Origin of the sequence: Chitinivorax sp. B, from assembly GCF_005503445.1 — a bacterium.
Lineage (GTDB): Bacteria > Pseudomonadota > Gammaproteobacteria > Burkholderiales > SCOH01 > Chitinivorax.
This window is the reverse complement of sequence record NZ_SCOH01000020.1, coordinates 36,729-56,019: the sequence shown is the minus strand read 5'-3', so window position 1 is coordinate 56,019 and position 19,291 is coordinate 36,729. Positions and strand designations below refer to the sequence as shown.

Genomic DNA, 19,291 nt, shown 5'->3' with positions numbered 1-19,291 from the left:
GCTACCAAAACTGCCACTGTCCTGTGGCCACTACCCAAATACCCAACACGCCGTTCGTTACTGCATGTGCAACGATCGGCACCAACAGTCGGCCAGTCTTACGGTACAACCAACCATACGCAACACCAGCCAGAATACCTGCTAACCACTGCTGATGCTCCATACCAAACAACACAGCGGTAATCAGAAATGCTTTGGCATCCGGATCACTTGGCGATGAACTCAGAAAAGTCTCTTGAGATAGCCAACGCATCAAGAAAGAACGCCAGAACAACTCTTCCATCACGGGAACGATCAACGCTGCACCAACCCAGCGCGTTACAATCAACCACCAATCCAGATTCCCAGCGGTATCAGCTGGACGATAACCCGCTGGCTCTCCCATCAGCATCCAGCCATGATCAAGGTGAATCCACATGACGAACACCGCAACACCCACAACGATGGACAACACCCATTGCTGTAGGGTAGGCAGCCAGTCAGTACGCAGTTCGCCATAGTCTTTGGCAAACCAGATCAAGGCAAGCAACACACTACCAACCTTGGCACCATAGAGCCAGTTTGCCTGATAGGCGGTCAGTTGTAACCACTTTGTCAATTGAGGTGAAATAGCCAGAAACAAAAAGTAAATGGCAATTGGTAGGCAGCGCGCCACAATCGGACGCGGCCACCCCCAAATCAACGGTGTTGTTTGATTCATGTGAATTTGGTCAAAATGCGTTGCGATCGCGCACTACCAGCAATGCCGTGCGCAGAATAATCGAGACGTCCAACCGCAAGCTCCAATTACGCAAGTAGTCCAGATCGTACTCAATTCGTTTTTCCATCTTGTCCAGCGTTTCGGTCTCACCACGATAGCCATTTACCTGCGCCCACCCCGTAATGCCAGGCTTGACCTTATGTCGTACCATGTAACCCTTGATCAACTTCCGATACTGCTCGTTATGGGCAATCGCGTGTGGACGCGGACCAACAATACTCATCTTCCCTTCCAGCACATTGATGAATTGAGGCAACTCATCAAGCGAGGTTTTCCGGATGAATGCCCCAACTCGCGTCACACGCATATCATTTTTCTGTGCCTGTACGACAGCAGCCCCGTCCTCACAAACGGTCATTGAGCGAAACTTGTAAACGAGGATTTCTTTTCCATCCAACCCGTAGCGGCGCTGTTTGAACAAGACCGGCCCCTTGGAGTCAAACTTAACAGCCAGGGCTACCATGGCCATAATCGGTGATATCAGAATAAGGATCAGGATAGAGAACACAACGTCTGAAATACGCTTCAAAATCATGTTCATACCATAAAAAGGTGTTTCGCATACCGCCACCACAGGCAATTCACCTACCCTATCCAAACGAGCCTGAATCAAATCAAAAGTAAACAGATCCGGCACGAAGTATATTGAGGCAGTTGTATCCCGAAGGTCATCAAGTAATTTGAGAATACGCGGCTGGGATGCCATGGGCAGCGCAATATAGATACGTGATACCTTTTGGCTTTTCACGTATTCGGCAACGTGCCCTAAACTGCCCAAATGTTTGCATGGCAGCTCATTACCCAATCTCTCCAGGCCTCGATCGTCAAAAATTCCCGTCAATGACATACCATGCTGATCGGATTGCTTCAATGATTCAACCAGCCGGCGTCCGGTTTCATTCAGGCCGATCACCACAACCTTTTCCTGTTCGGAATTACGCCGGAAAAAAGATGCAAATAAACCGTTCATAACACCATGAACCAGCAATTGAGCCACAGGTGTGGCTGCCAGCCAGATCATGATACCTTTGGGATAGAAGCGATAGATATACTCAGTAGCGTAGCCAAGCAGAACCAACAAGCCCGCCACCATCGCCCAATGCGCCACAGCATCAATGATTGTTCCCCCATCGATGCGCTCATAGCGCTGCCCAGGGAACGTCAGTAAAAACAGCAACACACACAATACAAAATCATCTTCACGGAAGTGCCCACCCACGACACGAACCGAGACATACCAAATCAAGATGGCAACGATTGGGTCAATCAACCACTGAACCAACTCGACACCTGTCGGGTCTGCCCGAAACAGGACTTTAGAATTGCTATTGATCATACTGCCAGCCCTAACATGTCGCTAAGCCCGAACCGAATGCTTACGTCCGAACATCTCTTTTAACAGCAACCAGAAAAAATACATGTCTTCAATAAAGTAGCGTCTGAACATGCGGCGTGGTTCTTGCAAAAACCGGTAGAACCATTCCAAGCCCAATTTTTGCATCCATTTTGGCGCCCGCTTGACCATGCCAACCATGACATCGAATGTTCCACCTACGCCCATTGCAAACGGAACCTTCATCTGCTCCTGATACCTGCCCAAGAATTGTTCCTTCTTAGGTGAACTGATTGCGACAAACAACAGATCTGGCTTTGAATCTGCAATCATCTGTACAACCGATTCCTCTTCCTCAGCCTTCCAATAGCCATTGCGATACCCAGCAACCTGTAGATTTGGATAAAGGGCAGCAAACTTGTCATGAACACCTTTGACAACTTCTTCTTTAGCCCCAAGGAAAAACACCCGCCAACCTTTCTTGGCAGCATGCTCCATCAGTCGTTCAAATAGGTCGACACCTGCAACTCGCTCCTTAAGTGGCTTACCCAGCAAACGTGAAGCCCATACAACCGGCATCCCATCCACGTTGATCAACTCACAATTATTGATAATGCCACGCAACGATTCGTCACGGGATGCCTTCACCACTTTATCCACATTCACACAAACGTGCTGATGGGGCCTACCACTTTTAATAAAATCCTCAACCCTATCCAACGTCTCATTCATTGTCAGGTTATCCACCTGGCACCCAAATAATTCGATTCTCATACCTCACCTCTCTTTTTTGGTGCTATTTCACATCCACTGGCCGGCCCGGCTGGAGGGAAATTCGCTTACCTGCAATATTCACAACGTACCCTTCATCCAATCGGCTAACCGCCACATCTGTCGTATTGGCACAATTCAACCGCATCAAAACCAGAATCTGGGATTTTTTAGATTTATCTTCACTCGTAAAACGACCATGCCATTGGTTGGCCCAATAGGCTTTGTTCGAATCTGGATCCGCTGTAAATCGATTAGTCTGGGAAAACTTCATTTCCTCATCTGACAATAAATCAACGCACATTGACGTCGTGCCATCGGCAACTTTGACTTGCTTGGGCGCGACCACTTCCATTGTTTTTACCGTGTGGAGATTCCATTCCCATTGACGTGGGGTATCTGAAGACAATGCGTCATAAACAAGAATGAATGAAGGCTTCAAATAGACAATCGATCGCTGAGCAAGCAAAAGGGCACCACCATAAGCCCGGGTTGCATCGCCAGTCATGACGGTATAACCCGACATGTGACTAAAACGGGTAATCTCTCCACGAGCATCCATTTGATTGGGTACCTGCCCTTTTCCTCCATCAAACGTAATGGCGTTATGTGCCAAGGTTTGCTGATACCACTTCGTGTGATGGGGTGACCCGTACCAATCGTAGAACCCGCTATCTAACGCCATCTTTTTGCCTTCATAATTAATAATGAAGGAGTTCTGATCCGCATGGCTATGGTTGAAAGAACCATATGGGCTAGATTTGAAGTAAAGCGAAAAGCGCTTTGGATCGGACAGTGAGCTATGCACCGCCGCCCAACCTACCGACTGGAAAACCGCGGCATCAGGAATCCCCTTGGGAAAGGATGCTTCGGCAATCTCAACAGGTGCAAGCAACTGTAACAACGACGACGAATCTGTCGGACGTTGATTCGCACCGTACCAGCGATATAGCTGTGAAGGAATCCGCATTGTGTAGGGAACAATGACCGCCGGATCCGGCACAGAGTCCCCTGCCTCGCCAAACCCGCCACTTGGACTACCAGGTGGCGCAAAATACAAGAGGAAATTCCCAGTATTTCGCAGCCAAACCTTTTGATAAGGATCTACACCCGTGGCTAAACGAATCGCATCCCAGTAATACAAATTGGGATCGAAGTGCCATGCACCATAGCCTGTCCCCTGCGAGAACCCGCCATCCTCCCCGCCCCATGGGGACATCGCAGCCATTGCCCATGGCACATACAGCTTGAACCAGGTTTCTGACTCCGGTACTTCCCCGGCCACAACAGTAGAAATTGCAGCCGCTGCATTCAATCCGATCCAGCCGTGAGAGTCATACGGACGAACCATCATCCGCTTGGTTGTTCCCATCAACGAGGCATGAATCTGAGTTAAACGTTTACGAATTGAATTCAATAACAGAGTTCGCTCAACAGCTGACAATTCGTCATACAGCCAGTCATATCCGATGGTCAACGTCCATAAAAGATTTCGCGGCATGTGATGACTGGGCTCGTAGGCTGTAATTCCTTCCGGATTCCATGTCGCCAATTTCAGCAAACGCTGTTTCGCATCGTTCAATGCAGCCTGATTGCGATCTATCCGCCAAATAAATGCCTGTTCAACGATTTGCGCCAGCTCTGGTTTCATTTCCTTGGTGATAGCCAACATATCCATCACCGTATCACGCTGGGTCGCGTCAACTGATGCACTTGACTTAAGCTCTTCTGGCAAAGCATTAGATGCATAAGCCTTTGCACGTGCCTTCAACTTGCCGTATGCATCCCGACGTGTTCCTGCCAATGCACTTTTGATGGCTGCCAGTTCCGTACTGGAGGGAAAAGTACGTGGATGAGGCGATGCCTTCACACGGTTGTAGAGCTCCGAAATATTGGCAACATTGGTCCCTGAGCCATCAGTGGTAATGGTAAACCCACGCCAATCACTCCAGGCATCAAACTGGCCATTTGCTTTTTTAGCCCGCACGCGCCACTGGTAGCTTCCTCGTTCCAACGCTTTAGGCATGGCGAACCAATTGTAGGGAGACTCAAACTCCTGTTCCGTGCCAGACAAAGGCTGTACGACCAGTGAATACGAAACAACCCCGTACAACGCTGGCCAACTGAAATAAACAGGATTTTGTTTTACCAGCACACCATCCTGCGGAATGGTAGGCATATCCAACGCTATCGCTCGGCCTATCCAATCCGTAGAGGGGGCTCGATTTGGCTTGATCCAGCTAGTGACCACAGAAGGCACGATATCTGCAGCTAATACACCTTGTGCTATCACCAGCCCTAACAGGCTTGTCACTACAAATCGGGAGCGAATCAAGATCATCATCCTTCTCAAGAGTAATAGCTAACCTTCAGCCTTTGCAAAACTGCGCCAGCGGCGTAATTTCGTTCGACGCGATCCCGCGCGTGCAATGCACACGATTCACGGTAAGCAGCGTCCGAAAGCAAACGGTTCAAAGCCCCCGCCAATGCATCAATATTGCCAGCGGGAATCACCTCCCCCTCCAATCCAGCCTGCAACATATCTGGGACAGCACCGACCTGACTGGCTACAACTGGCAATCCAACGGACATGGCTTCAAGCACCCCCATTGGCATTCCTTCACGATATGAGGGCAAAACAAATACTGTTGCAGTGGACAATAGCTGGGCTTTCTGATCGCCAACAACCCACCCCAGCAGGTCCACATGCTTCTCCAAACCAAGTTGGGTTACCAATGCACGTACCTGTTCGATCTCACCTTCACCGGCAATTGACAATCTCAAACCAGGATGAAATGCCGTTAACTTCTCAATAGCGGGCAATAAATCATATATTCCCTTATTCGAATCCAGCTTCCCCATAAATAGTACATGGCTTGTATGTCTATTTTCTCTAACATAAGGGAGCATACGTATCGGATTAGAAAATATCGTTACCGAAGCCTCAGGAACAATTGAAACTATCCATTGCCGAGCATCGGAAGACAATACGAACACATACTTTGCATTCCTCAATAGGTATCTTGTCAGCCATTTTCCAAAAACCCCGCATCGCTCATAAAACCCCTGAAACAAACCACTATGCAGGTGAAAAATATATGGGGTGCCAAACAATCTGGCCAACAGCATAAACAGTGCCTTGCGCCAAAAACTCGCGCGCGTTGCAACATGTGCATGCAACATACTGACCTGTCTAAACATTAAAAGTATTAAGAAAGTAAAAAAGGTAGCAATAGCCAATCGAAACTTCTTCCACTTCGATCCATCAATATGAGTTGGCAGAAATAACACCGACTGCTGATCAAACAGCCCCTCTTGGCGATAGATATCCAGCACTGTTGCCATTCCACCTTGCGCTGAAAAATGCGGGCCAACTACCACAACCTTTTTCATATTACTTTTGACTTTCCATCACCGGGTTGGATGCAATCATCTGTGTGTTACGTGGAAGCTTTACAACAGCTGGAACCCCCACAGCGATAGCACCTTCAGGAACATCGACTAACACGACTGCATTCGCACCAATTTGAGCATTTCGTCCAATTCGAACTGGCCCCAATATTCTTGCGCCTGCACCAATTAATACGTCATCTTCAATCACAGGTACTTGCTCATGGCCAGAACGCCCGCCAATTGTCACATTCGGACCAACAATAACATTGTTGCCAATTACCGCACGCTTATGAACAACAATACCCAATCCTTGATACCCAAATACAACATTACGCCCCACTTTCACCGATGGTGGGACAGAACATGCGAATAAGACCCTATTTAAAACCTTCAACAACCATGGCAACAATGGAATACCCATCGAGTGCAAAAAACTAGACAATCTAAAAATAGCCAGCATAATCAATCCCAAATTTAATTTCTTCAGAAATGCAACTCGAAGACATTACATAACAATCATTCAATCGCCAGCCATAACAAATACAACTACCTATCAATCCCACCCAGCAGCTAAAATACATTCAATACAAATAGCGAATTTTTACCAAATCGTCATTAGCAGTCGATTGAGCTTTCCCTAACGAAGCAGCCAATCCAAAAAACATCCAACACATCCAAACATATTTTGGATCAGCTGCTAATGGTGAAGTTAACGAATTGATTAAAATAAATGTTGCGCACGCATTCGCCATGGACCAGTAAAACTTGACATGAGCATCAACCTCTCGCCTCATGCCAACAAATGATTGTATCCACAGGCAAGCTATCGAAAGCAGCATTAGAAAAGCTCCCAACCAACCCGCTTCGGCAATGAAATTGGGCCAATAGGTGTCAACAAGGAACTGCCCTGCCAAATACCAGTAATAGCGCTGAAAACCCAGCTGATCGAAAAGTGACAAATCGAACTTTTGAGCACCAACACCACCATATGTGCCAAGCCCACTTCCAAGTGGGAAGTGGTCATTCGCAATCAAGAAAGAATATTTGTAAAAAGCTGCACGAGCTTGCAAGTCTTTCAATGGGATATTCCCCACCAATCCCCACTCAACCGCCAAGTCATAAATCGGGGTATTTTCAAAATTGACTACTAGAAATATCAATCCAAGTAAAAAAACTGTGCTGAGCATCAACAACACACCCCAGCGAATACGTTGCTTATAAAATACAAGAACAAAAAATAACGATGCAAACAGAGAGAGTGTTTCGCCACGCTGCCCAGATGCCAGCAATACAAATCCATAACCGACAATGGGGGTAATACAATCGTTCCCGCCAACGATCAAAAACCTCAAAACACAAAAACCAAGCATCAATGCAGTAAATGTTGCCAACATACTTGCATGAAAGAAGGGGCCAGGCACCTTTACAAATTTATTGGCAAGAAATGGGTTGAGGTCATACATCTTGTCAGAATGTAATGGGAACATCACCCAATCAACTGCTGGAGCAAACCATTGCAACAAGATAAATGGGAGAAAAATTAGCCATATGCGCTGAACCCAAATCCACAATCGTTGATCAGCACGTAACGTCCAAACGACTGCGAACCCAGATCCCAACATTAAATACAGTTTTAAATTAAAGATAGTCTGATAAATAGCGGCGTAGGTATTTGAACGTCCAAATAGCGTCGACAATACAGCGAAAGCCAGAAATCCCAAATAAAACAAGATCGAGAAACGTACCCATGCGAGATGTCGGGTTGCATTAAACAGGTATTTGATTGCAAGGGGCGCCATTCCAAACAAAATCAAATCAATCAGATTCTGCAACGGCAACCGGCTTGCGAGCGAAATAAGTGGAATAGTCAGAACAAGGCCTGCAATCGCTAAAAAAGGCCAGGATTTGGATGGCGGCTTAGTTGGTGAAAACAGTATGTAGATAGACCAAGTCGCAAATCCCAATGCCCCCAATGCTCCCAGCATGACGGGTAACAACTCTGCAACGACCAGTAACGCAAAGAATGCGCACATAAATACAATGCAGAATATTAACAACGCCTGCCGTAGCAACCGTCTGAAATCCACACGTTCGAGCATGAAAAATCGATTGTTCAGTATGGTGCGCGACATGACTCAACCTGTTACCAAACAAATAAGTTACGTTTGAGGAGTGCATTGACACTTGCTCGTTCTCTCTCCGAAAAAGGTCGAAGCATACGCCCTACACCCAAGTACACCAAAACACAAGCAATCAACATCCCAAACAAACTAATCAGCGAATCACCAAATGGCATCACGTATATCAACACCGTTGTAACAACGGTTAATAAGATAAGCTTTCCAAACCCGTTCCAATCAACCACGTAAGGGTAACCACGTCGCTTCAAACCCATTGTCAAAACTGAATTGGTCAGCAACTCAACCAGCATGACCGCCAAAATGAGCCCGGTCAGCTGTAAATCAAATAGTTGACCCGCGATCAAGAATGGAATTGCGAGTAATGAAGACAAGGCAGCAAATAACCAAAGATCAGTTTCATGAACACTGTTGACTACCATCTCGATTGCCCGCTTATGACTCAATGGAATCAACGTAATCAGAAGCAGTAATACATAATATTGGGATCCAGGATATTTACCACCATGCAAAAACTGCAACACCATATCACCATGGGCACCAAATATTGCAATAATTGGGAATAATGAAAATAGACCAATTTTATAAACCAAATTAGCACGCCAATTCAGCTTGGAAAAATCCCTCTCTTTCGCATAACCTGCAATCATCACTGGGCGAACCACACCCAGAAAGAGTTCTGCGGGTAAATATTTCCTAACCTGATCGGCCAAGCCACGTGCAAATCCAAAGACTGCTGCAACCTCAACGCCATAAAGCTTACTTGCCAACATGGTCACGGTTTGTGCACTGAAAATAAAACCGAGGACAAGGCATACATAATTATGCCAAACCATCTTAAAGGTTTTCATCAGACCAGGACTTCGCCAGTCTTCACAACAATCTGCACCAGTTGCTGCCGCCTTATAAGTCAGTGGAAGTACAATCAGGAAACCAAGTGTTGAACTGACGACCTCAATCCAAACCGTCTGCACCAGGCTTAACGAGCCAGTACTCCACCCCAGTGCAACCATACCAACGACAATTGCCAGATTTCGCATAAACAATGCGATCTGTGACCAACCTTGCATCAGTAATGAGCCCAACACGCCATCACGCAAATATCGCGCAGCCAGCTCAGCAAACATTGCAACCAGAAAAATCAAGTACGCATCGCTCTGTACCGATTGATTGAAGAAAGCGAGAATTTCTCTATAAAATATTGCCAAGGTTAAGATAGCCATTGCCAATATGGTAGTTCTCCCAAAAAAGAGCCGCCATATCAACCTTGCCGTTCGCTCGTTTCCAGCATTTAATCGATACTCAGGTATCAACTGTGCTGCAACACGATCAAATGCCCCTGTTGCCAGCAATGTCACAATTTCGACAATTGCCAGAAACGTCATATAGGCACCATAATCGGCAACGCGTAGCAACCGAGCCAACAAAAAGAATGCCAGCAGATTTAAAAGAGCAGTACCGATTTTACCGATCAGGAAATTGATAATTCCCGTTCTTAGTCGACCTGTTGAATATTGATCTGTAGGCAAAACAATTCCTTGGCACTTCAAAATAAAATGAAACAGAAAATAGACATGGTGCCGCCACCCTGGCCTAACTTACTGCATCGACATCAAATGCTGATAGATTAATTTGGACGAACCCTCATATGTTCGTGTTCGTCGAACATAGTCAATACCATTTACTGCCATTGCATATCGCTTTTCTGGGCTATCAAGCAATTCTGAAACGGCGTTGGCAAAATCAATCTCCGTCATATCAGCACATAACCCTGCCCCACTTTCCTCAATCACGGTTCGCTGGTCTGGGATAGGAGTGACAACTGCAGGTACACCCAAAGCCAAATACTCAATTGTTTTAGTGGGAGATGAAACCTGATAGAGATCATTTACAGGAACAGGTGACAAACCAATGACATTGCCACATAGGTGTTGCCATGCCTGATGCTGCGACAGCCATCCAGTCACGGTAACCGCATTGGTAAGCTCCAAATCGGCAATCATTTGGTCCAGCAAATCCCGTTCACTCTGTGACGGACAATCACCAATCAATATCAATGTCAGATCGGGGTAGCGATGGCGTAATCGCTTTAAGACCTGTAGCATAAAAAATGGCTCACGTCTAAGATCCAACGTCCCAAGATAAGCAAGTTTACAACCAACCTGCTTTTTGGAGTCCCAATCAATTTGCTCATGAAATGCGTTGATTTTCTTCCATTCCACGCACATTGGAACAGGGATCAATTTACTCGGCAGCACACCATTGATAATGTACTGACTTACCATTTGCTCGCTCTGTAGAAATGCCAAATCCGAATTAGGTATTAACACTTTATCAACCACCAATTTACTTAGCTTACCTCTCAGGCGATAAAGTGCTTTTTTTATCTGTTGCGGAGTCAACGTTGCCAATGAGTCGTACGCCTCACCTACCGGATAAGACACCCAAAAGATGAAGGGCAAGCGAAGGAGACGTGCGTACAAATAAAAGAATAGACCACTTAATGTTTTATCTCGAACAACGACAGCATCATATTTGGGCTTGACTACCACCAACACCAGAGGAAAAAGCAATTGCCAGCATTTTGCTTTCAAGCCAGACACCATTCGCGGCTTGATTAGCATCTCGCCACCAGGCCACGCATAAGGTAGTTGTTTGACGACAGGGCTCGCCAACAAGTGGCTTTCAACACCTAAACCAGCAAGATAGCAACCAAATAGTCCATAGACATCTGGCCTCTTGGTATCACATCCCTCTCGAACAACATATAACAAACGCATGCCAAACCTTTGCTACCAGGCAAATTGCTTTTACCACAAAGAACCATTCAGACTCAGGCACCAAAGATGCGATTTCGCTCAGTTGAGGGCAACGACTTGTACAACTGTGCTAGAAAGTTTTCCTGATTTCGATAGCTGGTTTCCACGTCCAGACCGACTGTCGACACACGAAACACCATGCCATCGGGAATGACTCGATCCACCCCATAGCTGAGCTGTGCAAGCTTATGCTGCCACCCTGTCAGTGCTACTTTTTCACCAACTGTCATCCAATAAGTAATTGGCTCAATTCGATTACCCATTGCCGCAACCAATCGACGAATCGGCACTTTGGCATCACCATGCTGAAACATCGCCAACGTTTGTTGACTGACCTGGAAGCCCTGAGATCCGTAACAAACCTCGGGCCGGTGCACACGCAACGCGTCGCTTTGATCTCCACCATAGGCAATAGAGAGCATGATCCGATGTCCCAAGCTATTCACATATGTGCGCTGTACTAATTGACTATAAATTCGATTGATTTTCGCTTGAACCTCTGGATTGATTTGATCAATCGCTGGTGTTTTATCAAGTGTCCACTCACCTATTTTCTCTGGAATAACCGATTGCAACTGAATAGGCTGTAACTGGGCCATGTGATGCGTCGGCTTCATTGCAACTGCAGCATAAGCACTGGCCAACATTACCACCCCAGCGATCAGACTAGGCAAACTCATTTGCTGACTCCAGACTTAGGTTTGTTACCAACCAAACCAATTAACGAATCAATTGACAATAAACCCAGCAACGCAACAATAAACAAAAATATGCCCGCAAAACCATGAATAAAACCTTGCGCGGCTTCATTTCCCTGATAAAAGGTGATTAACACCAGCGCAATAACTCGAATGACATTCGCTAGAAAAGCAATTGGCAAAATCAACATCGCGAGTGTTAAATTCCGCAGTACTGAGCGATATCCCATCAGATAAAGGTACAGCAATCCCATTGCTGTTAGTGAAAACATGGAATGCAAACCAGAGCAAGCATCCGCCACCAAAAGCTGATACTGTCCGATATTCAGCATGACGCCATTTCTGGCAACAGGATATCCCAGACCATAAAGTAACGTCTCTGCAATTGTTGAGACATGAAGCTTAAGAGTGGCTGTCGCCGCATCAACAAATGCGCCAGGCAATGGCAACATGAAAATGAGAAACAATAGCGGGAATAGGCAAATTTTGACGGCACGCCATCCCCAATGGAATAACAGCAATGCAGTAATAATTGGAATCTGAGCGCCTAGCTCCAGAATAACAATATCCTGAGACCGGCCAAGAACGTAACACAAACAACCCAATACCAGCATACTCCATGCAGCCAAGCTGGCCGGTCGAGCCTCCAGCGCCAGCAATGTTTCACGCCGTGACCAGAGCAACCAGATTGACATGGCCAATACGATTGGCCCATGAGCCTGCTCATCGGCTTGCCAAAGCCCATTGAACAAACTGATATAGGTCGGAATAAACAACACTGCCGACCCCGCCAAAAGAGGTAAGAAGTCGGCCAAACGAAATGCACGCAGGGCAACTGTCATGATTGATCTCTAAAAATCAGTATTCGTTGAGCACACCACCACATAACGTGACTCCACTCCTCATCAGATCAGCTTGAAGATTTCGTACTACCTTCAACTTGGTATGATTATTACGTGCCACAACCAATGCACCACCCACACGACTCGCAACCAATTCAAGATCGGCCCCCATGTCATAGGCGGGTGTATCAATCAAGATCAAATCAAAGTGGCGCTGGTAATACTGCAATACCTTGTAAAACAATTGCCGTGCCAATAGCTCTTGCGGATTGGGTGGAATCGGGCCAGCAGGTACCACCCACAGATTGGCCACTTGAGATACACGCTGAAAGACATCGACCTTGGCACGCCCTGCCAATACATCAGCCAGCCCACCTCGCGGGGCCAACGAAAACAACTCATCCAGACGTGGCTGGCGGAAATTGGCATCAATCAACAGCGTTCGACCACCCAACTGGGCGAACAGTACGGCCAAATTGGCAGCAACATGAGAGCAACCGGATTGCCGATGTGGTGAACAAATCGCCAATTGTTTTTGACCACTATCGAACCAACGCAATAGTAGTTGACCACGTATGGTGCGCAATGCTTCAGCCTCGCGCCCAAACGGATCAAACAACACGCAAAGCTCTTTACTCAGCTTAGTCTCACTAGGCGAAACCCAATCAAACGCAAACTGCCGTGAAAGCGCCCGGAGTACATCCTCCTCCTTTGCCAAGCCCATCAACACTGCCGCCTCACCAAAGCGGATGCATTTCTCGCGGCGAACAGTGTCGATTCGTTCCAAGTCCTCACGCCGGATACAACCAGCCTCAACCAACAGTTTGCCAATAGCCACTCTTGTCTGTGAGGGGTCATTGGCGACAGCCGTCTTGTTCGGCGCTTCAATATTCCGGGCGGTGGCTAAATCCATACATCAATCCTCAATACTGCACAGTAGTCGTGACAATGGGGTGGGTCGCCGATTTACGACGACGCCAGCGCCAGCGGCGTGTGGGATTTTTTGAATCATATTTGGGCAATGTTGCGAGGACTCGAGTATCCAGCACGGTAGCCAATTCATCTGCACTACGAACCCGCCGATCAAATAACTCCATCAGGAAAGCACACAACACGCCCAAGACCCCGCCCAGAAAAATGGACAGTGCAATGTTCAATGCAATACGCGGACGTGACGGATCAATCGGTTCGACGGCGCGGGCAAGTAACACCACGTTTGATTGATTAGCCTCGCTCTCCATCCGTGTCTGACTGGCTCGTTGCAAAGCGGTATCAAAAGCCCGCTGCGCATTCTCAACTTCACGCGTCAACACACCCATTTCATCACGTAGTTTTTTCAGTTCCAGCACTTTTGCTTTCTGCGCGGCCAAAGCCGCCTTCAGCTCACCTTCCCGCTTCTGTTGCATTTGCGCCGTATTGACAATACTGGTACTAGCCGTCCGAATTTCGTAATCCAATTTCTGACGAATGCTGTCAACTTCTGTCTGTGCCTGCTTGAACTGGGGGTGATTCTTACCCAGGCGCTCGGCAGCATCTGCCAAGCGAGATTCCGCCCTTGCCAGCTCCGCCTTGAGATTCTGTACAATTGGGCTGGTCATGACTTCAGGCAATGATTCACGACCCGAACGAGATACTTCACCCAACTGTCGCTGCCGCGATTGACCTTCTACTCGTAAACCTTGCGCGCTGGTTACCAAGCTACTTAATTCAATCAACTTGGCATTTTCAACGTCCAACCGCTCATCAATCGCGACAATACCCTTTTCCTGCTGGTACGCTGACAACTGACGCTGTGCATTTTCGAGATTGCTGCGCAATCCCTTGAGCTGCTGATCGAACCAAGCAGCCGTTTGACGAGCGGGTGCAACCTTCAAATCAAGGCTTGTTTCAATAAAAGCATCCGCAAATGCATTGGCAAGCAATGTTGCAAACTGCGGATTTTCGTTGGCAAATGACACTTCAATGACATTGCTGTCACGAGAAGGACGGGCATCCAGTTTTTTGAGAAGTAGCTCGGCCAGCCAGTAACGGATTTCGCCACGTCCCTTGGTGTCACTCTGAAACTGCTCACGCACTTCCGGGTTATCGGCAAGATGTAGTTTGTCCACAACTTTGACAGCGACCGTTCGACTGGTCAGTACGTCCAACTGGGTCGACATGTACCCAGGCATCATCAACGCCGGGGTCATCATGCCAGTCAACGGATCATTCGCCTTGGTGTCCACCAAGACCATGGCCGTTGATGAGTAACTTTTCGGCATAACGAGGCTGATAACAGCAACCACACTCACCGTCACAGCCAAACACAGTAGAACCACCCAATATCTGGCACGCAAGGCCATTATGAACTGACCAAATGTCATGGTGTTTTCCTGTCCAAATACATCATTTAACGGGCCAACGCTTTAGAAAACACGCTCTTTGACTTGCAACACGTCGTCGGACTGGATGAGGTCATCCACGCTGATCGAGACGGTTTGCAATACACCTTTTGCATCACGCCGCTTCACGACAATCCGCCCCTCAGAACCACGTGGACCAACCCCACCACCCAACGATAATGCCTGTGCGACCGTCATCTTCCGCTCAAGACGATATGCACCTGGGCGCTGCACCTCGCCATAGATATAGAAAACAGCGGCGCGTGGCACATAGATAACGTCTCCATTTGCCATGACCTGATCCACCGAGCGATCCCCTTGTTGAAGCAACGCCAACACGTCGATCTCACGACGCACAGACTTACCATCTTTTCGCTGGATCAACACGATATCGTCAGCCGCCTGTGATGCCATACCACCTGCCATAGCCAGTAGATCTGTCAGTGATGAGGTTGTCTCCAATGGGTAGCGGCCGGGCTTGTTGACATTCCCCAACACCGACACTTGTTTACTACGGAATTGCGTCACCAGTACACTGACTTCCGGCTGCCTGACAAAGCCACCACGCTTTAATGCCTCAGCAATCCGCAGTCCAGCTTCTTTTGCACTCAAACCTGCAACAGCCACATCGCCCACCAGCGGAAAAACAACACCACCAGCTTCGCTCACCCGCGCCTCAGTCGTCAGATCCTGCTGGCCATAGACAGAAATACGCAGTATGTCGCCAGCACCAAGCTGATAGTCCCCTGCAGCCGCAAAACAGATTGCCGATTGCAAGCACAACCAGAATGCAACCAAACGCACTACAACCGATTTCATTTCAATGCCCCAACACCCTGGGTAATCATGTCATCACGCACTTTGACATCCGCAGTTGCCGCAGATGCAGGTACAGCTACAGGAGCGGCCCCTGCAAACTCACCGACATAGGAAATCTGTGCCTTGCTACGCGCATCAGCCACCAAAGACTTAACTTTTTCGGCACGAGCCTGATTTTGCAGATAAGTGCCGATCACAGGTTTAGCCTTGGCATAATCCACCGGCTCAAGGCGAGAACCGGTCAGCTCAATGACCGTCAAGCGGCCCGCAGCGGGCACCAATAGAGCACGGCGTTCCGGTAATGACGCCAATTTTGGCAACACCGCCAACGGAATCTGCTCAGCAGCCTTCACCTCACTGCTGATCGAAGCTTTTCCACCAGATTGCTCAACGAAGGATTTGATAGCCGCCACACTCTCACCGGCTTCAATACGCTTGGCAATTTCGACGGGTAGGTTGCTATTCCCTCCTTGAACAATCATTTCATTCAGCTCATAGATCTTGCGATGCTCAAACAACTGAGGATGCTCACTGAAGTACGCCTTGACCTTTTCCTCTGACACCTCAACCGACTGGCCCAGCTGGCGCTCCAGATAATGACGGGCCAAAACCTGCTGCTTGGCTGCTTCCATGGCCAGCAATGCAGCCGGATCACGGTCCAGTTTTGATTCCATCGCCAGATTGACCAATGCTTGCTGTTCCACCAAGCCTTCCAATACCTGCTTGCGAACTTCGGCGGCCTGCTCCGGCTTGGCTGGCACTGACGCCATCGCATGATTGAGTTGATGAACAGTAATCTCAGTCTCGCCTACTTTTGCGACAACCTGCGAAGCTTCCTGTGCAGCGTCTTTTTTTCCACAACCTGCCATCAGCACAACTGCAGGCACACACAGCGCAAGCGCGATTCGAGTAATTTGCACGTTTCCCCCGACACCTAGATCCATATGAAACTTTCGGCCGCCCGTAACGGAGCGGCCGATCAAATGCTTACCAAAATACATGTTAAAGATCATGCCTGCCGCTTGCGGCGCATAATCGCCAAACCCACTACACCAATCCCGGCAAGTAACATCAACCCTTCAGACGGCTCCGGAATTGGAGAAACCCGGGCACCCAGTGCATAATCACCACCCAACGCGCCAGTAAAACCGCTGATACGCAGATAATAGTTACCCACACCCAGGGTTGTAACCAATTTGTCCGTACCACGGACAAGCAAGGTATTGCCAACAGCACTGTACAGATCAAGACCACGCAAGTTCAGACTATTTGGGAATGTAGAAAACTGGAAATATTGAAAACCCAGCTTCGAAACATTCGCCAACGAGAAACTAATGACATCACCAAACGAACCGCCCAGTGTCTTATGATGGCCGACGTACTGACCACGTCCCGTATCACCTGTCAGCAACCCAAACGAGAATGTCTGATTCTGATCATCCTCATCGACAGGCGAGATTGCTGCAGGCCGAGACTCCAACGACATCCCAGGTAAAGCAGCGAATACCGGACTACCTGCCATCAACATCAGGAACAGCCATAAAGCCTTAAACTGAGTACGCATCGATTAGCCCTCCTTACAAGCAACGATAGTGGCTAGTCATGCAGTGTAACGACCAGCCATAACATGCCAAAGCGATGTTACCACACATAGCGCTTAGGCAAATGGAATATCCAGCCCATCTTAACAAGATTTTTTGCTGTACCGCAACAATTTACGTTGTTCAGATATCGATTTCTCAGCACACCAACCAGAGCAAATATCAATATTTATCATTAAAAATCAATGAAATAACAAAAACAAAGGGTAAGCAACGCAAGATCGCCGCATTTGAAAAACGCTGTTGTTTTACATTCATACACAAATCAAGCCATCAAAAAACAAATATTACCTTGTCATTCATTAAATTGTAATGACGTGTTATTGACAGGCATGGGTTTGAGTCGATTTTCCAATATACATGACCACTCCAGTACAGAAAACATTACCCATCATATGCATGCATCATTTTTTTCTAATTTGCTGATGCTGCTAGGTAACAGGCATACCCATCAAGATACTGATTGCATACATGCGGAATTGACAGGTCAAAAAGTTACCGTTTCACTAAACATATCACATGAAGGATATTTTGATGAAATATCCAAATGTGCAGTTATTGGAAGGTGGGAAAAAACAACACATCAAAGATAAACAACAAGTTCAAGACACGTTGATTGCATAAGTTCATAATCATAAGGCCATGAATAAACAAATCATGTGATGCCACCAAGCCTATAAATGAACTATCGAATCCATTGATGGGACAGGCCTGCCATCCAGTGGCAGGCAATTAAAATAGCTAATTCAGGTAAGGTTCAGGATATGCGATGCACTGTATCTGGCGGCAATCTACAATTCGCCATGATATGCTGATATAGGCTTATAGGTATTATGTGGATACGCAGCTGACCTGCAGCTGAACAAGGTCATCGCTTGTTGTCACTGCACGGTGACACCATGCGCCTTTTCAATCATTGGTTAAAGAAGCAAGGTGAAGGATGTGCCAGTTGCTGGGCATGAACTGCAACGTGCCTACTGACATTTGTTTTTCGTTTACCGGCTTTGCGTGCCGGGGTGGTCGTACGGATGAACATCGTGATGGCTGGGGCATTGCCTTTTTCGAAGACAAAGGTTGCCGCGTATTTCGGGATTACCTTGCTTCGTCGGAATCACCAATTGCTGAACTGGTCAGTCACTACCCGATTAAATCAACCAATGTCATTGCTCATATCCGGAAAGCTACGCAAGGCGAGATCAATCTGGTCAACACCCACCCATTCCAAAGGGAGTTATGGGGGAAGTATTGGGTATTTGCCCACAACGGCAATCTGGAACGACTCCCTGAACTTCCGACGCATTATTACCGCTCCGTCGGGACAACAGACAGCGAACGTGCTTTTTGCCTCTTGCTGGAACAACTACGCCACCGATATGATGAAGAACCTGCGGCCAATGTCCTGTTTGAAACTGTCAAGGAAATAGCTGGAGAATTGGCCCAGCACGGCACATTCAATTTCATGCTGTCGAATGGCGAATGGTTGTTCGCCCATTGCTCAACCCACTTGCACTACATTATCCGCCGTGCACCATTTTGTAAGGCGCACCTTCTGGATGAAGACGTTACAGTCGATTTTGCACAAGTTACCAAAGCACATGACCAAGTCGCAGTGATTGCCACTCAGCCACTGACTGACAACGAATCCTGGATTGGCATGGAATCTGGTGAGCTGATCGGCTTCCACCAAGGTCAAGTCGCCTGGCAGGCTACCACAGTGTCAAGCACCAAGTAACCTG

Annotated in this window: 17 protein-coding genes; 1 reads left to right on the top strand and 16 read right to left on the bottom strand. The window is 47.5% G+C overall.

Translation table 11 applies throughout. From position 1 onward, the window contains the following. Position 1: 1 nt before the first annotated feature. From FFS57_RS13485 to FFS57_RS13410, 16 genes are all read right to left on the bottom strand, one after another. Positions 2 to 700 (bottom strand): CAAX prenyl protease-related protein, encoded by a 699-nt coding sequence (locus tag FFS57_RS13485; RefSeq protein ID WP_137938331.1) that lies wholly within the window; start codon positions 698 to 700, stop codon positions 2 to 4. Between the two features lie 10 nt (positions 701 to 710). Next, positions 711 to 2,096: an undecaprenyl-phosphate glucose phosphotransferase gene (locus tag FFS57_RS13480; protein WP_137938330.1), complete on the bottom strand. Its 1,386-nt coding sequence runs from the start codon at positions 2,094 to 2,096 to the stop codon at positions 711 to 713. 21 nt (positions 2,097 to 2,117) lie between these two features. Next, on the bottom strand, positions 2,118 to 2,867 hold the full coding sequence (locus FFS57_RS13475; protein ID WP_212749160.1) for a WecB/TagA/CpsF family glycosyltransferase: 750 nt from the start codon (positions 2,865 to 2,867) through the stop codon (positions 2,118 to 2,120). A gap of 22 nt (positions 2,868 to 2,889) precedes the next feature. After that, positions 2,890 to 5,208, bottom strand: a complete 2,319-nt coding sequence (locus FFS57_RS13470; protein WP_137938328.1) for a heparinase II/III domain-containing protein — start codon at positions 5,206 to 5,208, stop codon at positions 2,890 to 2,892. Positions 5,209 to 5,213: 5 nt separating this feature from the next. Beyond that, positions 5,214 to 6,257, bottom strand: coding sequence for a glycosyltransferase family 4 protein (locus tag FFS57_RS13465; RefSeq protein ID WP_137938327.1), 1,044 nt, complete (start codon positions 6,255 to 6,257; stop codon positions 5,214 to 5,216). A gap of 1 nt (position 6,258) precedes the next feature. Continuing rightward, the gene (locus tag FFS57_RS13460) at positions 6,259 to 6,717 is read right to left on the bottom strand and encodes a serine O-acetyltransferase (RefSeq protein ID WP_137938326.1); all 459 of its coding nucleotides are present in this window, start codon (positions 6,715 to 6,717) and stop codon (positions 6,259 to 6,261) included. Positions 6,718 to 6,838: 121 nt separating this feature from the next. After that, a complete protein-coding gene (locus FFS57_RS13455; RefSeq protein WP_137938325.1) occupies positions 6,839 to 8,389 on the bottom strand; it encodes an O-antigen ligase family protein in 1,551 nt (516 codons plus the stop codon). Positions 8,390 to 8,400: 11 nt separating this feature from the next. Further along, positions 8,401 to 9,924, bottom strand: coding sequence for an oligosaccharide flippase family protein (locus FFS57_RS13450; protein ID WP_171013926.1), 1,524 nt, complete (start codon positions 9,922 to 9,924; stop codon positions 8,401 to 8,403). A 69-nt stretch (positions 9,925 to 9,993) separates the two neighbouring features. Then, positions 9,994 to 11,175 carry a glycosyltransferase gene (locus FFS57_RS13445; protein ID WP_137938323.1) on the bottom strand — a complete coding sequence of 394 codons (1,182 nt, stop codon included), beginning with the start codon at positions 11,173 to 11,175 and terminating at the stop codon, positions 9,994 to 9,996. Positions 11,176 to 11,228: 53 nt separating this feature from the next. Continuing rightward, positions 11,229 to 11,894 carry an exosortase-associated protein EpsI, B-type gene (epsI, locus tag FFS57_RS13440; protein WP_137938322.1) on the bottom strand — a complete coding sequence of 222 codons (666 nt, stop codon included), beginning with the start codon at positions 11,892 to 11,894 and terminating at the stop codon, positions 11,229 to 11,231. Next, positions 11,891 to 12,754 (bottom strand): exosortase B, encoded by an 864-nt coding sequence (gene xrtB / locus FFS57_RS13435; RefSeq protein ID WP_137938321.1) that lies wholly within the window; start codon positions 12,752 to 12,754, stop codon positions 11,891 to 11,893. The genes epsI and xrtB overlap by 4 nt, the downstream gene beginning before the upstream one ends. A gap of 16 nt (positions 12,755 to 12,770) precedes the next feature. After that, complete coding sequence (locus FFS57_RS13430; protein WP_137938320.1) at positions 12,771 to 13,667, bottom strand: polysaccharide biosynthesis tyrosine autokinase; 897 nt, start codon at positions 13,665 to 13,667, stop codon at positions 12,771 to 12,773. Between the two features lie 10 nt (positions 13,668 to 13,677). After that, a complete protein-coding gene (gene epsF / locus FFS57_RS13425; protein ID WP_137938319.1) occupies positions 13,678 to 15,117 on the bottom strand; it encodes a chain length determinant protein EpsF in 1,440 nt (479 codons plus the stop codon). 42 nt (positions 15,118 to 15,159) lie between these two features. After that, a complete protein-coding gene (epsE, locus tag FFS57_RS13420; RefSeq protein WP_137938318.1) occupies positions 15,160 to 15,954 on the bottom strand; it encodes a polysaccharide export protein EpsE in 795 nt (264 codons plus the stop codon). Next, positions 15,951 to 16,967 carry an EpsD family peptidyl-prolyl cis-trans isomerase gene (locus tag FFS57_RS13415; protein WP_137938317.1) on the bottom strand — a complete coding sequence of 339 codons (1,017 nt, stop codon included), beginning with the start codon at positions 16,965 to 16,967 and terminating at the stop codon, positions 15,951 to 15,953. Before FFS57_RS13415 ends, epsE begins: the two co-directional genes overlap by 4 nt. After that, positions 16,964 to 17,518 (bottom strand): FxDxF family PEP-CTERM protein, encoded by a 555-nt coding sequence (locus FFS57_RS13410; RefSeq protein ID WP_137938316.1) that lies wholly within the window; start codon positions 17,516 to 17,518, stop codon positions 16,964 to 16,966. The genes FFS57_RS13415 and FFS57_RS13410 overlap by 4 nt, the downstream gene beginning before the upstream one ends. Positions 17,519 to 18,495: 977 nt before the next feature. On the opposite strand from FFS57_RS13410, the gene FFS57_RS13405 reads away from it, so the two are divergent. Further along, a complete protein-coding gene (locus tag FFS57_RS13405; protein WP_137938315.1) occupies positions 18,496 to 19,287 on the top strand; it encodes a class II glutamine amidotransferase in 792 nt (263 codons plus the stop codon). Positions 19,288 to 19,291: the final 4 nt, after the last annotated feature.

Bases quoted from the DNA above. Each gene is read 5' to 3' on its own strand.
- FFS57_RS13475 (WP_212749160.1), bottom strand. From the start codon at position 2,867: ATGAGAATCGAATTATTTGGGTGCCAGGTGGATAACCTGACAATGAAT.
- FFS57_RS13485 (WP_137938331.1), bottom strand. From the start codon at position 700: ATGAATCAAACAACACCGTTGATTTGGGGGTGGCCGCGTCCGATTGTG.
- FFS57_RS13455 (WP_137938325.1), bottom strand. From the start codon at position 8,389: ATGTCGCGCACCATACTGAACAATCGATTTTTCATGCTCGAACGTGTG.
- FFS57_RS13460 (WP_137938326.1), bottom strand. From the start codon at position 6,717: ATGCTGGCTATTTTTAGATTGTCTAGTTTTTTGCACTCGATGGGTATT.
- epsE (WP_137938318.1), bottom strand. From the start codon at position 15,954: ATGAAATCGGTTGTAGTGCGTTTGGTTGCATTCTGGTTGTGCTTGCAA.
- FFS57_RS13470 (WP_137938328.1), bottom strand. From the start codon at position 5,208: ATGATGATCTTGATTCGCTCCCGATTTGTAGTGACAAGCCTGTTAGGG.
- FFS57_RS13405 (WP_137938315.1), top strand. From the start codon at position 18,496: ATGTGCCAGTTGCTGGGCATGAACTGCAACGTGCCTACTGACATTTGT.
- FFS57_RS13480 (WP_137938330.1), bottom strand. From the start codon at position 2,096: ATGATCAATAGCAATTCTAAAGTCCTGTTTCGGGCAGACCCGACAGGT.
- FFS57_RS13410 (WP_137938316.1), bottom strand. From the start codon at position 17,518: ATGCGTACTCAGTTTAAGGCTTTATGGCTGTTCCTGATGTTGATGGCA.
- FFS57_RS13415 (WP_137938317.1), bottom strand. From the start codon at position 16,967: ATGATCTTTAACATGTATTTTGGTAAGCATTTGATCGGCCGCTCCGTT.
- FFS57_RS13445 (WP_137938323.1), bottom strand. From the start codon at position 11,175: ATGCGTTTGTTATATGTTGTTCGAGAGGGATGTGATACCAAGAGGCCA.
- xrtB (WP_137938321.1), bottom strand. From the start codon at position 12,754: ATGACAGTTGCCCTGCGTGCATTTCGTTTGGCCGACTTCTTACCTCTT.
- epsI (WP_137938322.1), bottom strand. From the start codon at position 11,894: ATGAGTTTGCCTAGTCTGATCGCTGGGGTGGTAATGTTGGCCAGTGCT.
- FFS57_RS13430 (WP_137938320.1), bottom strand. From the start codon at position 13,667: ATGGATTTAGCCACCGCCCGGAATATTGAAGCGCCGAACAAGACGGCT.
- epsF (WP_137938319.1), bottom strand. From the start codon at position 15,117: ATGACATTTGGTCAGTTCATAATGGCCTTGCGTGCCAGATATTGGGTG.
- FFS57_RS13465 (WP_137938327.1), bottom strand. From the start codon at position 6,257: ATGAAAAAGGTTGTGGTAGTTGGCCCGCATTTTTCAGCGCAAGGTGGA.